This window comes from Pseudomonas marincola (assembly GCF_900682675.2).
GTDB classification, from domain to species: domain Bacteria; phylum Pseudomonadota; class Gammaproteobacteria; order Pseudomonadales; family Pseudomonadaceae; genus Aquipseudomonas; species Aquipseudomonas marincola.
On record NZ_LR215729.2, the window covers coordinates 1,680,096 to 1,695,941 of the forward strand.

Annotated in this window: 11 protein-coding genes; 9 read left to right on the forward strand and 2 right to left on the reverse strand. The window is 53.8% G+C overall.

Features of this window, described 5'->3' with window-relative positions:
• Positions 1–61: 61 nt before the first annotated feature.
• Positions 62–772, reverse strand: a complete 711-nt coding sequence (locus PMYSY11_RS07935) for a GntR family transcriptional regulator (protein ID WP_239655550.1) — start codon at positions 770–772, stop codon at positions 62–64.
• A 170-nt stretch (positions 773–942) separates the two neighbouring features.
• Here PMYSY11_RS07935 and PMYSY11_RS07940 point away from each other — a divergent pair, with 170 nt between their 5' ends.
• From PMYSY11_RS07940 to PMYSY11_RS07980, 9 genes are all read left to right on the forward strand, one after another.
• The gene (locus PMYSY11_RS07940; RefSeq protein ID WP_150548827.1) at positions 943–1,776 is read left to right on the forward strand and encodes a fumarylacetoacetate hydrolase family protein; all 834 of its coding nucleotides are present in this window, start codon (positions 943–945) and stop codon (positions 1,774–1,776) included.
• 69 nt (positions 1,777–1,845) lie between these two features.
• Positions 1,846–2,754 (forward strand): VOC family protein, encoded by a 909-nt coding sequence (locus PMYSY11_RS07945; RefSeq protein ID WP_150548828.1) that lies wholly within the window; start codon positions 1,846–1,848, stop codon positions 2,752–2,754.
• A gap of 106 nt (positions 2,755–2,860) precedes the next feature.
• Positions 2,861–4,462: a bifunctional 3-(3-hydroxy-phenyl)propionate/3-hydroxycinnamic acid hydroxylase MhpA gene (gene mhpA, locus PMYSY11_RS07950; RefSeq protein WP_150548829.1), complete on the forward strand. Its 1,602-nt coding sequence runs from the start codon at positions 2,861–2,863 to the stop codon at positions 4,460–4,462.
• Between the two features lie 130 nt (positions 4,463–4,592).
• On the forward strand, positions 4,593–6,014 hold the full coding sequence (locus PMYSY11_RS07955; protein WP_150548830.1) for an alginate export family protein: 1,422 nt from the start codon (positions 4,593–4,595) through the stop codon (positions 6,012–6,014).
• A gap of 57 nt (positions 6,015–6,071) precedes the next feature.
• Positions 6,072–7,796 (forward strand): arylsulfatase, encoded by a 1,725-nt coding sequence (locus tag PMYSY11_RS07960; protein ID WP_150548831.1) that lies wholly within the window; start codon positions 6,072–6,074, stop codon positions 7,794–7,796.
• A 75-nt stretch (positions 7,797–7,871) separates the two neighbouring features.
• Positions 7,872–8,990 carry an amidohydrolase family protein gene (locus tag PMYSY11_RS07965; RefSeq protein ID WP_150548832.1) on the forward strand — a complete coding sequence of 373 codons (1,119 nt, stop codon included), beginning with the start codon at positions 7,872–7,874 and terminating at the stop codon, positions 8,988–8,990.
• A 299-nt stretch (positions 8,991–9,289) separates the two neighbouring features.
• Positions 9,290–10,252, forward strand: a complete 963-nt coding sequence (locus PMYSY11_RS07970; RefSeq protein ID WP_239655551.1) for a quinone oxidoreductase family protein — start codon at positions 9,290–9,292, stop codon at positions 10,250–10,252.
• A gap of 200 nt (positions 10,253–10,452) precedes the next feature.
• Positions 10,453–11,985 (forward strand): phospholipase D-like domain-containing protein, encoded by a 1,533-nt coding sequence (locus tag PMYSY11_RS07975; protein WP_150548833.1) that lies wholly within the window; start codon positions 10,453–10,455, stop codon positions 11,983–11,985.
• 141 nt (positions 11,986–12,126) lie between these two features.
• Positions 12,127–13,245, forward strand: coding sequence for an aromatic ring-hydroxylating dioxygenase subunit alpha (locus tag PMYSY11_RS07980; protein ID WP_150548834.1), 1,119 nt, complete (start codon positions 12,127–12,129; stop codon positions 13,243–13,245).
• Positions 13,246–13,329: 84 nt separating this feature from the next.
• Here the strand turns inward: PMYSY11_RS07980 and PMYSY11_RS07985 are convergent, their stop codons facing one another.
• Positions 13,330–15,774 carry an EAL domain-containing protein gene (locus tag PMYSY11_RS07985; protein ID WP_150548835.1) on the reverse strand — a complete coding sequence of 815 codons (2,445 nt, stop codon included), beginning with the start codon at positions 15,772–15,774 and terminating at the stop codon, positions 13,330–13,332.
• Positions 15,775–15,846: the final 72 nt, after the last annotated feature.

Below are 15,846 nucleotides of genomic sequence, written 5' to 3' on the forward strand. Positions count from 1 at the left end.
TGACAAGACAATTGAGTCGCTTGATCCATTTGCCAGCAGACGCTAGACAACCCTCTCTGAATTACCCCTTGGAATTGAGGCTCTCGTGCTGCAGCAAGCTTTGGGCTGTTGTTTCGTAGTGGGCGCTGAGGATCTCGCATGCACGGTCAATGTCTTTTGCCAGCGCCGCTTCTAGTAGCGCTCTGTGTTCGCCAGGTACGTCGCGATGCATGCTTTTGGTGTAGTGCATGGACAGCATCCGGTAGCGCGCTGTTTGATCTCGTAAAGTGTGAGTGAAGCGCAGCAGCCAAGGTGAACCACAGCTACTGATAAGTGCGGAGTGAAATGCATCGTGGGCCAGTTCCCAATCAGGGGCAAGCAGGCGATCGGGGCCTTCGACTATTTGCAGACGGTCCAGCCGATGATGCGCGGCTATGATGCGGCTTTCCCAGTCTACGTCTCCACGTTGTATTGACTCACTGAGTGCCTTGCATTCGATGTGCAGGCGCGTGTTGGTGATATCACGCAGTTCAACTGCAGAAATCAGGCCCACGCTGAAGCCTTTCTGATCGGCTGAAGAGACGAATCCCGTAGCCGCTAAACGTGACAACGCCTCACGCAGTGGAATAACCCCTGCACCATAGAAATCTGCTAGCTCTTTGAGCCTTAGGCGTGTTCCGGGGGCTAGACGACCGTTGATGATGTCCTGACGCACCATGGCTTCCAATTGGGAGGCCATGGTGCGCTTGTCTGACAGTTCTGTGGGGGCTAACCGATGTGCAGTTTGATCCATGTTCACAACCGTGGCGCGAGCGTATGACCGAATAATACACAGTATGCAGTTTATCTAAAATCTTAAAAAAATATATTTTGTGGTTGACGATATATTTCTACCGGTCTAATTTGTTTTCAAACCGTCCTGCCTGGCGGACGTGGCAAAACACAAAATAAGAGGTCAGCTCCATGCGTTATGTTTATTTCACCCATCAAGACCGCGCTGTTCTGGGTGTGAGCACACCCGAGGGCGTAAAAATTCTTGGTGAAGAAACACTGGAATCCTTGCTGGCGCGTGGCGTTGATCTCAGCACCTATGGTGCAGAGGCAGTAGGCCCAGTCGTCGAGGTTGCTGAAGATGCTTATCTGCCGCTAATGCGCAAGCCCGGTAAAATTGTTTGCGTTGGCCTCAACTATGCGGATCACACCAAAGAGTCGCCGTATGCTCAGCCTGACTACCCAACATTATTCCCGCGCTTCAATTCTGGATTGATTGCTCACAACCAGCCGATGGTGCGCCCACGTATCTCAGATACTCTGGATTACGAAGGCGAAATGGCTGTGGTTCTCAAGAGTGGCGGCCGTCACATCGCCAAGGAAGATGCTCTGCAGCACGTTGCAGGCTATGCGGTGTTCAATGAAGGTTCTGTGCGTGAATACCAGTTCAAGTCCCCGCAGTGGACAGTTGGTAAGAATTTTGACGATACGGCTGCGTTTGGTCCCGAGCTCGTTACTGCCGATGAGCTGCCCGCCGGCGGTAAAGGTTTGCTGTTGGAAACCCGAGTGAACGGCAAGGTCGTGCAGTCAGCCAATACCAGCGACATGTTGTTTGATGTCGCAACTGTGATTTCCACCCTGAGCGAAGCGATAACGCTGGAAGCGGGTGATGTTATCGTCAGCGGTACGCCTGCAGGTGTCGGTTTTGGTATGGACCCGAAAGTCTACTTGAAAGCGGGTGACGTGGTTGAAGTGTCGATTGAACGCATCGGCAAGCTGGTCAACTCGGTAGTTGATGAAGCCTGACTGAGGCCTCGTTAGCTAAAAAGCGAAGCTCCCCTCCGGGGCGTCGACTACAAAAAAATGGAGGCGATCATGACGCACACATCCCGTGGCGTGCATTCGATTGATCATTACGCTTTGTTTGTGCCTTCGTTGTCTGAGGCACAAACGTTCTTTGGTGCTTTCGGTCTAGATGTCCTTGAGACCTCTGCTGGCCTGGAACTGCGCGCTGCAGATGGGCATACGTGGGCAAGAATCTTGCCGGCTACGCGTAAATCTTTGGCGTACATCAGTTTCAATTGCTTCGACGAGGACTACCCAATACTGCGCCAGCAAGTCGAAGCGGCTGGTGCACTATTCGAGCCAGGCGATGGCGTTGGTTTCTGGTTTCGCGACCCGGACGGGAACTTGCTGCAGGTTAAGGCAGGTGAAAAAACCATGCCTGATCAGCGCAGCAGAACCCCAAACCATCCATCTGCATTACGCGGTGCCGGAACTCGCGACATGGTGGCGCAAGTGCGTCCAAATCGTTTGTCCCATGTGCTCCTGTTCAGCCCTGATGTGTCTGCATCGGTTGCGTTTTATCAACAAGCGCTAGGGCTGAAACTCTCAGACCACTCGCAAGACATTATTGCCTTCACTCATGCTCGTCATGGTTGCGATCATCACTTGGTCGCATTTTGTAAGAGCAGCGCCAAGGGCTTCCACCATGCTGCATGGGAAGTTGAAGACATTGATCAGGTTGGCAATGGTGCTGCGCAGATGGCGACGGCAGGTTACGTCGAGGGCTGGGGCACAGGGCGCCACTGCCTAGGCTCAAACTACTTCCACTATGTCCGCGATCCCTGGGGCTCATTCTGCGAGTACTCTGCAGAAATGGACTATATCGCAGCGGATATTGAGTGGCCGACAGGTGATTTCCCGCCGGAAAACTCGCTTTACCTGTGGGGGCCGGAAGTGCCCGAGTATTTCATCTTCAATACTGAGGCCCAAGAGACGTAAGCGCATAGCTTTTGTCTTTTCAGAGCAGATCATCCATACAAATTCACCTACTTGTAGGTGAGCGGGATCGGCTTGTCTTTTGAAACACGAGGTTCAGGTTACTGCTATGAACAACAATAAAATTCTCGACGTTGCAATTGTCGGCTACGGACCTGTTGGCCAGACCTTGGCTATTTTGCTGGGGCGCATGGGCTACAACGTTGCCGTGTATGAACGTTGGCAAGCTCTTTACCCGCTGCCGCGAGCTGTCTTCCATGATCACGAAATCCGCCGCGTATTTCGGATGATGGGCTTGGAAAACGAACTGGAAAAAGTATCGCAGCCGTCGGCGTGTTACCAGTGGTTCAACGCTGACTGGAAAGTGCTGGTTGAAATTGACTGGTCTGCTGAGTCGATAAGCGATGGTCCCTTTGGCTACTTGTTCAATCAGCCTTCACTTGAGGCCATCCTCGACCGCCAAGCAAAAGCCATTGGTAATGTGCAAGTACACCAGGGCTGGGAGGTTCTGGGTCTAAGCCAGAATGACGCAACTTGCGAACTGAACATGCGCAAAGTTGAAGGGGACGGGGCGGGTGAAACGCGTACCGTTCAGGCTAAATATGTGATTGGCGCTGATGGGGCTAACAGCATTGTGCGCCGTGAGTGCGGTATTGAGTGGCACGACCTTGGTTTTGATGAGGATTGGCTCGTCGTTGACCTGCAACCGAATGCTGGGGTCGAACTGGATGTACCTGACATCGGTCAGTGGTGTAATCCGGCACGGCCGACAACCATGGTGCCTGGTGGGCCTGGGTACCGTCGCTGGGAGTTCATGCGTCTGCCGCACGAGAGCGTGGAAGACCTGCAAAGCACCGAGAAGGTTTGGCAACTGCTATCGCCCTGGGTAACACCAGAAACAGCCTCGCTGGTGCGCCATGCTGTTTATAAATTCCGCTCCCGTATCGCTGAACACTGGCAGCAGGGTCGTATTTTGCTAGCCGGTGATGCTGCGCATTTGATGCCTCCGTTTATGGGGCAGGGCATGTGCTCCGGTATACGAGACGCCTGGAATTTGTCTTGGCGCCTGGATTTGGTTCTTAAGGGCATATGCTCAGAAGAGTTGCTGAACAATTACACCACTGAGCGTAAACCTCAGATTCAAGCGGTAATTGAGGCCTCAATGGCGATGGGCAAAGTGGTTTGTGTTGCAGATCCGCAAGCCGCAGCTGAGCGCGATGCTAAATTCCTCTCTGGCCAAGTGCCGCCGTTACCGCCGTTTCCTGGCCTTGAACAGGGGCTGGTATTCAAAACGGCCAAAGCGGGCGTATCGGGTAGCCTGGGCATACACGGCGCTATCGAGCGTAACGACAAAGTTGAACGCTTCGATGATGCATTCGGTCGTGGGTTCTTCTTGCTCAGTATTGGTGAAGACCCGCTGCAATCACTTGATGAGAAGCTGCTGGGAGAACTCAATCAGTTGGGTGTGCGCAGCGTGCGCTTGAGCAAAGATGGCGCGCCAGGGACGTGCCGTGATGTCTCGGGTAAGTACCATCAGTTCTTTGAAGAAAACCAGCTGCAAGCTGTGTTGGTGCGCCCGGACTTCTATCTCTATGGCGGCGTAAGCACGCACTCTGAGATTCCAGCGCTCGTGCAGAGCCTGTGCGATGAAGTAAGTCTTAAGCGCGAACCATGCGCGCAATTGTCACAAGCCAAAGTGGCCGTGCGTTAACACTTCGATACGGGGCGCTGTTCTGCGCCCCGTATCGCGCTCCTCAAACACGACACCTTCTTAGCTGGACCAGCGTCAGGGCATGCTCTGTGTGCTCGGCTGCATAAAACAAAAACAAAAAAGGTATCCGATGAATAACCCATACAAAACCCTGGCGGGCGCGGCTACTGCGCTGTGCTGTCTTGCAATTTTTGCTCTAAATAATGTGCACGCCGCTGAGAGATCGCTGCCGGCGGCCGCCAACATACCCTGGGCAGATGACCCCAGCTATTTGGCTGACCCGCAACTGCGTAACTCGGACTTTCTCGGAGCGTTGCGTTACATCCCGCTTTCGGCTGACCCTCAAGACTACTTTTCCCTTGGGGGAGAGCTGCGTTACCAGTATCTGGACTATGAGCACTCTCTGTTAGGTACGCGTGGAGCCGATAAGGGCAATAGCATGCTTCAGCAGCGTATTCGCCTCAGCGGTGACCTGCATCTGGGCTCTGCGTTTCGCCTGTTTGTCGAGCTTGGCGATAACCGTGAGTTTGGGGCTGATGTGCCTACGCGCTACAACAATGATCGCACTGACGTACAGCAAATGTTTGTTGATCTATCGGCACCGGTCAATCAGCTTGGCACCGCTGTTTTGCGCGCCGGGCGATTCGTTATGCCGTTGGGAAGCGGCCGCTTGATGGGCCTGCGTGAGGGCGCCAACGTTCGCTACACATACGATGGCGTTAAAGCTTCATTGTTACTCAAACCCGGAACTCGGATTGATGCCTTTGCTGTTCACCCTACCGATATCGATCCTGACGAGTTCGATAATCAACCGGACAGAACCAAGGATCATTCAGGTGTTTATGCCACAAACATAGCCTCGCCATTTGAGGACGGAAAGCTCGATCTCTATCTATACAGCAGCGGTCGAGACCTGGCGGTCTACAACAACGCTGTTGGCAAAGAGCGCCGTAACAGTTTTGGTTCTCGGCTGTATGGCGGCATTGATGCCTGGGACTATGACCTGGAAGCCGTTTGGCAAAGCGGCAGCACAGCAGGGCAGAAGATCCGTGCATGGGGATTGATGAGCGATGCCGGCTATCGATTCACCGATCTGCCTCTGACTCCGCGCTTGGGCGTTCGTGCCAACGCCTTTAGTGGCGACAAGGATTCATCAGACTCAACCCTGAACACCTTTGCGCCGATATCAGCGGCCCCCGCTTTGCTGTTCACCGATGCCAACTGGTTTGCCGCGATGAACCTGATCAATGTTGGCCCACAACTGACCTTGGATTGGACGCCGAAGCTGACAACAACCCTGCAGGTTGAATACCTGGCCCGGCAAAGTACGGACGATGGAATTTATTTCCACCCAACACTTGCCCCTTATGCGGCCAATCAGGGAGACGCTCGGCATGTCGCAACCAATACCAACCTCTATCTCGATTGGCAGGTAAACCGCTTCGCCAAAGTGCATGTCGGTTACACCCATGTTCAGGCTGGACAGGCCCTGAAAGACATCAATGGGGTGAACAGTGATTACCTGGGCATTTACACCCAATTCCTCTTTTAGAAACGGACTTTTTGTCCCTACCCAATTCGATATCAAAACAGATTGATGAGGTGAAATATGCGCTTAGCCGATAAATTCTGTGTGCTCAAAATGCTTACATTAGCCGCTTCGCTAAATGTACTTGCAACCCTGAGTTGTCAGGCGGCCAGTGTGAGCAACGACTCAAATAAACCGAATATCGTGCTCATTGTGGCCGATGATCTGGGGTATTCGGACTTAGGTGCTTTTGGTAGTGAGATTGCGACACCACATTTGGATGCCCTGGCGGACAGCGGCGTGCAACTAACCAATTTTCATGCGGCGCCTACCTGCTCACCAACCCGTTCTATGTTGCTTACCGGCACTGACAACCACATTGCAGGTGTGGGCACTATGGCTGAGACAATTTTACCTGAGCAAAAGGGCAAAACGGGCTATGAGGGGTATCTGACTGACCGTGTGGTTACATTCCCAACGCTATTACGGGAGAGTGGTTATCACACTTTTATGGCCGGTAAATGGCACCTTGGCAAAACCCCTGAGTTGAGCCCGGCAGCCCGGGGCTTTGAGCGTTCCTTTGCTCTGCTGGATGGTTCGGCTCACCATTTTACCCAGGGTGGTGTTACCCCGATGCGGCCTAAGGCCACTTACCGTCAGGACGGTAAAGAAGTCGATCTGCCTAAAAGCTTTAAGTATTCGACTGATTTTTATACCGACCAATTGATCAGCGATATTGCCACACGTAAAGACAACAAACCGTTCTTCGGCTACCTGGCCTACACCGCACCGCATTGGCCATTACAGGTGCCCGAAGCCTATTTGCAGCGTTATAAAGGTGTTTATGACAAAGGCTATAAAGCCATTGCAGACGCTCGCCTGCAGCGCCTGAAAGACAAGGGAATCATCGCTAAAGATGTTGTTTCAAATCCTGGCCCCGGTCTGTGGCCAGTCTGGGAAGATCTGTCGGCCACAGAGCGTGCCTTAGAAGTTCGTCGTATGGAGATCTATGCCGCCATGGTCACCAATATGGATGACAACGTTGGCAAGCTGGTGACTTATCTCAAGGACACGGGTGAATATGACAATACGATCTTCGTGTTCCTTTCTGATAACGGCGCAGAGGGCAGTGGGCCAGAAGACATTACCCCCGTGAACCCGAAGTGGATCCGAGAGAATTTCGATAACAGCTTAGGCAATATTGGCAAGCAAGGCTCGTTTGCCAGCTACGGGCCTCAGTGGGCGTTAGTCAGCTCAACACCGTTTCGTATGTACAAAACTTCAACCTATGAAGGAGGGATCCGAACCCCTGCATTCATAAGTGGCCCTGGCATGCGTAGCGGTGAAATATCCGACACCTATGTGAGTGTTAAGGATATTGCTCCGACCTTTCTCGAAGTCGCTAGTGCGGAGCAGCCAACAGACATCAATCCAAACGCTGCAAAGATTGAAGGTACCTCGGCGCTGGGCTTTTTACGCAACTCCAAGAAGAGCGTGCACAATCCCGACGATGTGCAATGCACTGAGCTGTTTGGACGCGTCGCATTGTTCAAAGGGCAGTGGAAGCTCGCTTTCAGTAACAAGCCTTGGGGTACGGGTGAGTTCGAGCTCTTCGACATGCAACGAGATCCGTCAGAAATTAATGATCTAAGCGATGAGCAGCCACAGGTTAAAACCGAGTTGTTGAAGCAGTGGAGTACCTGTCAGAAGCGTAACGGCATTCTTTGGAATCCTCAGCTTGCTGACAAATTGCACTACGGCAATGAGGTCAAAAAATATCAAACCGCCAAGGATGCCAGCCAGTAAATATCGAGGCTTGAAACTGGCGAATGCCTAAAGCAACCCAGAATATTTCAAATAATCGATTTAGGAGTTGAGTGTATGTTCAAGCAAAACAGACGGTCATTTCTTACTGCTGCCGGAACTACTGTGGCAGGTACTGCATTGGCTGTTGCGTCGATTGGCGCTGTAGCTGCTGAGCCAGGTCCTGACGCTTTAAGCTCGCCGGGCAAGCCCTGTAGCTGCGGCCTGGTCGACGTGCATGCGCATTATTTACCACCGTTTTATGCCCAAGCACTGGCAGATGCGGGCCTGGTAACTTTAGATGGCGGGTTCCCCGTTCCTCAATGGTCGGAGCAGGCAGCGTTGGATTTAATGGCGGAGCACGACATTGAGGCCATGATGATGTCGGTGTCTTCCCCTTCAGTTGGCTTTCTCAAAGAGCCGCAAGCACGGCAAAAACTAGCGCGTCAGTTGAATGATTTTGCCGCGGATGTTGTCAGTCGTAACCCGAAAAAATTCGGCGCCTTCGCTACCTTGCCACTGCCTGATCTCGACGCATCACTGGCAGAGCTTGAATATGCGCTCGATCATCTGAAACTCGATGGCGTAATAATTGAAAGCAACCTAGACGGTATGTATCTGGGGGATCCGAAATTAGAGCCGCTTTTTGCAGCGCTGGATAAACGTAAAGCCACCTTGTTTCTGCATCCAACATCACCAGCTTGCTTTGAAGCAGTGGGCTTAGGTCGACCAGCACCGATCATCGAGTTTCCGATGGATACTGCCCGCACTGTTACTGATTTGTTGTTTGCCGGAACGCTCAAGCGCCACCCGAATGTGCGCATGATCGTGCCGCACGCGGGGGGAGCATTACCTGCACTCGCGTACCGACTTAAATCGTTCGCCGCGCTGCCGTTTCTAGAGCCTAAGCCTGAGGGTGGAGGGGAAGAGGTGCGCCAAGTGCTGGCATCACTGTATTACGATTTAGCCGGCTCGGCCCATGATGGCGCAATTGAAAGCCTGCGCCAGATAACGAGCACTAGCCATATCATGTTTGGCAGTGATTTCCCCTTCACGCCGCCGAAGATGGTTGCAGCCAATGTAAAAGGTGCCCGTGAACTGAGCGGCTTGACCAAGGCTGAGCATGAAGGAATCGCGCGCAACAATGCGTACCGGTTATTTCCACGGCTGCGTCCTGACCGTGCAACTGAAGGCTGAATGGGGTCTCAGATATAGCGTATTCACCCTCACATATGGGGGAGGACTGGATGTCTGAATAAGGCACTGATGAATTGCCTTCAAGCCATGAACAGGATGCTCATGCCAGTGCCCGGAGCCACGAACGCCGGGCACTGCTTTAACTTGCATTTATCAAGCTACACAGTGTGTGCCTGTCACAAGCGGGCACACGCTGTGTTTTGCGTTTCGCAAAAGCGCCAAGGTTGTTAAATGATTGAGTGTTGCTCACAGTACTGCAGCGCATTTGCGTGCAGCTCAGCATTACAAAGGACTTTTTCATGATTAAAGCCGCTATCGTTCATGCATTCGGCGAGCCGCCCATCTTCGGCGAAATTGCTACACCGATTATCCAGCCGGGTGAGGTATTGGTGCAGGTCAAGGCTGCGGCGCTGAGCCAGTTGGTAAGGGCGCAGGCAAGTGGCAAGCATTACAGCAGCGGCAAGACCATGCCCATGGTGCCAGGCGCAGATGGTGTGGGTGTGTTAGCTGACGGCTCGCGCGTCTACTTCGCGTTTCCGCGAGGGCCTGTGGGTGCAATGGCGCAAACCGTAGCGGTGAGTGCTGATCAATGCGTCGGGCTGCCCGACAGTGTTGATGATATAACTGCTGCGGCTATTGCCAACCCTGGCATGTCGTCTTGGGCGGCGCTGCAAGAGCGTGCGCATTTCAAAGCCGGTGAGTCGGTGCTAATTAATGGCGCTGCTGGTGTTTCCGGGCGTTTGGCCATTCAAGTTGCACGTTACCTGGGGGCTTCACGGATTATCGCAACGGCCCGTAATCCACTTGTAGAAGGGGATTTACGTAAGCTGGGGGCCGACCATTTTATTTGCTTGGATCAGCCTGTAGAGCAACTTACCGCGGCGTTCCGTGAAGAGATACAAGGTGGCGGTATCGACGTTGTGTTGGATTACTTATGGGGTGCACCCGCTGACTGCTTTATAAATGCAGCGGTTAGTTATGGCAGCGGTAAGGCTGCGCCGCGGATTCGCTTCGTTAATATCGGTGGTCTGGCTGGTCCCAGCTTGGCGTTGGCTGCTGGGCCGCTGCGTGGCTCCGGACTGGAGATCATGGGCAGCGGTTTAGGGAGTATCTCCAATGCCGACCTGGTTAAAGTTGTGGGGCAGTTACTCAACGCAATTGCCCCCGCGGGGCTTAAGGTCGAAGCTCAGGCCGTGGCGTTGGATCAAGTTGAAGAAGCATGGTCACGCACCACGGATGAGCGAATCGTGTTTACCGTCTAATCAACCAAGGCACCAGCGGTACTCGCTGCTTTTCAGCAGCGTCCCAGGCGCTCTGGTATGAAGTGAGGGATGCAACAGGCAATTCCCGTCTAGAATTTCCCAGTAGTTACCAAACATTCGCCGCAAACTCTGGCAATCTGGCGCTTTAACCAAGGCTGGTTAGGCGGTTCTGGCTTGTGCAGGTTAGGAAAGGTTTAGCAATGAAGTGCATAGACAAGCTCATTGCGCCCATCATCGTGGTGCTCGTCAGTGCGTGCGCTCAGCTTCCGCAGTTGCCTGCTAATCGTCCCTTTGAGTCGGTTTCAGCCCCTGGCTCAACGACGAATCTTGACCAAGCACTTGAATCAGTAGAAAAGCAACATCTGCAAGCAAGTGGATTTCGGTTGGTGGCTGATGGTTATGAAGCATTCGCCTTGCGCTCTGCGTCAGCGGCTATCGGTGAGCGCAGTATTGATGTGCAAACCTACATCTGGCATCCGGACAACACAGGGGCTTTCATCGTTAATGCCCTGCTGGCCGCTGCCGATCGCGGGGTAAAGGTGCGGATTTTGGTCGATGACATGGATGCGCGAGAAGAACACCTCAGCTTCTCGGCCATGGCTGCACATCCGAATATTTCCGTGCGCTTTTTCAATCCGTTCAGTGCTCGCTCTGGCACCTTCAGCAAATTTACCGAGATGGTTGCCAATTTCGAGCGGGTTAACCGGAGAATGCATAACAAGAGTTGGATCGTCGACAACCGCATTGCCTTTGTCGGGGGCAGAAATATTGGCGACGAGTACTTTGGCGCGAGTGATGAGGTGAATTTCGTTGATCTTGGATTGGTTATGGTCGGGCCGGTGGTGCGCGAAGCCTCCGATTCATTTGATCGCTATTGGAATTCATCCTTGAGTTATCCAGCCGGGTTGCTGGCTCCCGACCACGTCAATCACGATTCCTTGTTAGCCTTGCGGCATACCTTAAGCGGCCTCAAACAGTCAGAAGAAGCCACGCAATTGGCTGATACGCTGCGACGTGACCCGCTGGTTGAGAAGATAAATTTGGGTAACTGGCGTCTGCACTGGACGGATCAGTTCAGGTTCCTCAGTGACGAGCCGCTCAAAGCATTTGCTGCTGATGGGGTTTCAGATATATACGGCCAGATACTGGCTCAGGCCAAGGGCGCTAAAAAGGCGCTATGGATTTTGTCTCCCTATTTTGTGCCAGGGCCCAATGGCGCAAGAGTGATTACTGAACTGGCCAAACGAGGGGTGGATGTCAGGGTGATAACCAACTCGCTCGCTTCTAATGATGTTGTGGCCGCGCACAGCGGTTATGAGAAATACCGCAAGCGTCTGTTGGAGGCCGGGGTGAAAATTTGGGAGCTCAAACCGATATCGGCCAAGCGACCCCGGGCGAGCCTGTTTGGCTCGTCCGGCGCCAGCCTGCATGCCAAGGCGCTCGTGGTCGATGGCCACAATGTATTCGTGGGCAGTTACAACCTCGATCCCAGATCCAATGAGCTCAATACCGAACAGGGAGTTCTTATGCGTCAGGGCACGGTGGCAGAGCAACTTGAAGCGTTGTTCCGCGTGCAATCAGATGCGCAGCACGCATGGCGCCTGGAGCTGCGTGACGACCAGCTTCACTGGACTGATGGCAACATTGAGCATGACAGCGAACCTGAGGCGGGAATCGGGCGCAGAGTGATGTCGACAATATTGGGTTGGCTACCCATGGAGCGTCAGTTGTAGAAGGTCATACATTCTCGCGAATTGCCCTCTGAGTGGCGGGTGTTATCAGTGCTGTTTGGCCTGCTAATGAACTGCTCACGCTGCCAGGGTTCATAAGACTTGAACCGCTCACGTTGAAACCTTTTAGATCGAGCAGCGCCTATGTTGAAAAACCTCTGGTACGTCGTGCTTCCCGCGTCACAGCTAACCGCTGAATTAGCGCCTGTGCAGTTGCTCGGGCAGCGTTTTGTCGCGTTTCGCGACAGTGCGGGCAGGGCGCAATTGCTCTCAGATATTTGTGTGCATCGTGGTGGCTCGTTGTCTGCCGGGCGCAAGGTAGGCGACAGTGTGCAGTGCCCGTATCACGGCTGGCGCTTTGCTGCAGATGGTATTTGTACGCATATTCCTGCGCAGCCGCAGCTGCGCATTCCGGCTAAGGCGCGGGTCGATGCGTATCCAACCGTGGAGCGCTATGGTTGGATCTGGGCTTTTCTGGGCGATCTGCCGGAGTCGCAGCGTCCGCCGTTGCCCACACTCGATTGGCTGGACGACCCCGAGGTACGTGTGGTGTCCGGGCACTACGATTGGCAGGCGAGCTGGGACCGTATTATCGAAAACGGCCTGGATTTCGCGCACGCGCCGTTTGTCCATGGCTCTACATTTGGTGATGCCGAGCATCCGGAAATGGACGCATTCGATGTTGAGCTTGCCGACTGGAGCGCTCAGGCGCACATGATCATGCACAGGCCAAAACGCCTGGGTATGTTGCGGCGCAAATCTTCAACAGAGCGGGTCAGTGTCGGGACGGTGCCAGGCTTTCATTTATCCGGCCCATGTACCACCTTGGCGTTAGAACTGCCCAAGGGCTGGCGGATTTATATTGTCTCTGCGCATACCCCAATCGACGCCACCCATACGCGCACCTGGTGGATGATGGGGCGCACGTTCTTGCGCTCGCGCCTGTTGGATCGAAAATTTATCGCCAGCAATATTCGTATTTTCGACCAAGACCATGCGGTGCTGAAAAATGTGCGGCCGGAGCGAGTCCCGGACACCTGGCAGACGGAGGTCTCGGTTAAGTCGGATACGCTGCAAATTGCCTTTCGCAAGCGTGTGCAGCAACTTGAGCAACAGGGTTGGCGCATTGATGAGGCGCGTCTCGCCCAAGAATTTACCGGGCGCAAGGCCTGCGCAATCCCCAGCCCCGAGCGGCATAACGCCAAAGCGTGGGCAATTGAGCCCATTCCTGTAGTAGACGTCAGCGCTGACAGTGAATCGTAGAAACAGAGTTGGTCGCAGTTGGGCAAAGATCACTTTCGGCGTTTATTGCTTATTTCAATGCAACTGATTGCGAGCCCCACGCCTTCAATGGCTCGTCTGAACAGTGCGCTTGCGATTTGCAAAAGCAGCACCACTGACAAGCGTACTTTCCTTGTTGAACGGGTGGGGTTTGGCGATGCCGTAGCCCTGTACGTAGTCGACACCGATATCTTCAAGCTCTTGGCGGATCTGCTCGTTCTCGACGAATTCGGCAATGGTTGCCTTGCCCATCACCTGGGCGATTCGGTTGATCATCTCGACCATCGCTCGGTCAATCGGATCGCTGAGCATGTCTTTGACGAAGCCGCCATCGATCTTCAGATAGTCGACCGGCAGATTCTTCAGGTAGGCGAATGAAGACATGCCGACGCCAAAGTCATCCAGCGAGAATTTGCAGCCCAGCACCTGCAGTTCTTTGATGAAATGCATGGCGTCTGTCAGGTTGGCAATGGCGCTGGTTTCGGTGATTTCAAAGCAGATTTGCCGCGGATCAATGCCGGGCCGTTTGAGTTGCTGGCGCAGGAACGCAAGAAATTCGGGGTCGCCGATGGTGCTGCCCGAGAGGTTGATTGCACAGGTTTGTATCGGTTCCAGCCCGGCATTTTTGCGCTCGATAATAATGCCCAGGGCATTTTCCACCACCCAATGGTCGAGCATTGGCATCAGCCCGTAACGCTCGGCGGCAGGCATGAAGTGCCCGGGCGCGACCAGTTGATTGTCTTCGTCACGCAGGCGCAGCAGCAACTCGATATGAATACCGCCGTCGAGGTCCTTCTGCGCGGGCATGATTTCCTGGGCGTAGAGCTCAAAGCGATGCTCTTTAAGGGCTTGATGAATACGCTGTGCCCAGGCCATTTCACCGAAGCGCAACGACAGCTCGGTGTTTTCTGGATGATACAACTGCACGCGGTTGCGGCCTTTATCCTTGGCCATGTAGCAGGCGACATCCGCCGCACGCAGGGACTCCTCAAGCGTGACTTGGCTCTGACCCAACGTGACCAGGCCAATGCTGGCGCTCACATTGAAACTGCGGCCATTCCAGCTAAAGCGCAACGCCTGCACAGCCAGGCGTAATTGCTCGGCCAGCTTTGTGGAGATATCCGCCGGACAGTTTTCCAGCAGTACACCAAATTCATCGCCGCCGAGGCGGGCCAACGTATCGTTTTCACGCAGGCAGCTTTGCAGCGCCGTACAAACCTGGCGCAGTAACTGGTCGCCAGCCGCATGGCCGCAGGTGTCATTGATGATTTTGAATTGATCGAGGTCGAGGTACATCAACGCGTGCTCGCTCTGCTGTTGTTGCAGATTTTCGAGGCTGCGCGATAGCCGGCGATCAAACTCGCGGCGGTTCAACAGGCCGGTGAGAGCATCATGGCTAGCCTGCCATGAGAGATTGGCGATGTATTGATGCTCGCGGGTCATGTCGTGCAACACCAGCACCATGCCGCTGATTTTGTCCTGATTACGGATCGGCGCCGCCATAAGCGTGACCACCACGGCACTGCCATCGGCACGCATGAGCTTATGTGCAGTGGTCTCGTTGTTGTCTGATGACATCTGCTCAAGAATAGCGGTCGCCGGTGCGACTGACTGCGTTCCGGCATCGGGTAGCAGTTTGTCCAGTGCCAGACCCGAGGCGTTCGCTCCGCGCCAGCCGGTCAGTTGCTCGGCAGCCGGGTTCATGTAGTCAATTTTGCCGGCATCGTCGATGGTCAGAACCGCATCACCAATAGACGCCAGAGTGATTTGCACCCGCTCTTTCTCCGTTGCCAGTGCGTCTTCAAATTCGCTGCGTTGGCGCATGAGCTTTGCGGTGCGGGATAAGGCCAGCAGAATTAAAGCAGCAGCAATGCTCAGGTTGAGCCAGATCAGGACCTCATTGAGTGAGCGCGAGCTTCTCCCCAGCTCAACGCTGAACTGTTCAGTGAGCGGGGTCGCGTTGCGGTTGAGCTTGTATATCTGGGCTTTCCAGTTGGCTATCTGCTGTTCATTCACCTGACCGCTTGCAACTGTTTGTTCGATAGTGCTTGCCAGCTGCTCGATTTCGATCAGGAACGAATCTGCCTCATTCCAGATACTAATGGAGCTGCTCATGAAACCAAATCGGCTGAAATTGCGGTACAGGGTCACCATGCCAGGGGCATCTTGCGGGTCGATTCCGCCAGCAACCAGGCTTCTTTGAGCGGCATGCGGATCAAAAACCGGGCTTTCGAGTGCGCTCTTGGCGTGTTGGAAGTTCAGCGGGGTAGCTATGGCCTGCTGGTATTGCTTGAGGTAGATCTCATCCGGCTTATCGACGTACAAGCCCAGAAAGAAGATTGCATCCTTGTAGCCTTTGGACCAGAGGCTTTCACCATTGACGTAGGCGCGGACCGAAGACAACACATTCAGACTGATGAGCAGCAGCAGGGCCTGGAACAGGGCAATGCCGATAAAGGGCCAGATCAGTGAGAGTAGGTGTTGTTTTTCTTTTGGGCTTTCTGGACTCATACCGCTTCCTGTCAATTCAGAAACTACAGCGTGCGCGTCAACCAATACTGATCCTTAGTATGTATATCGGCC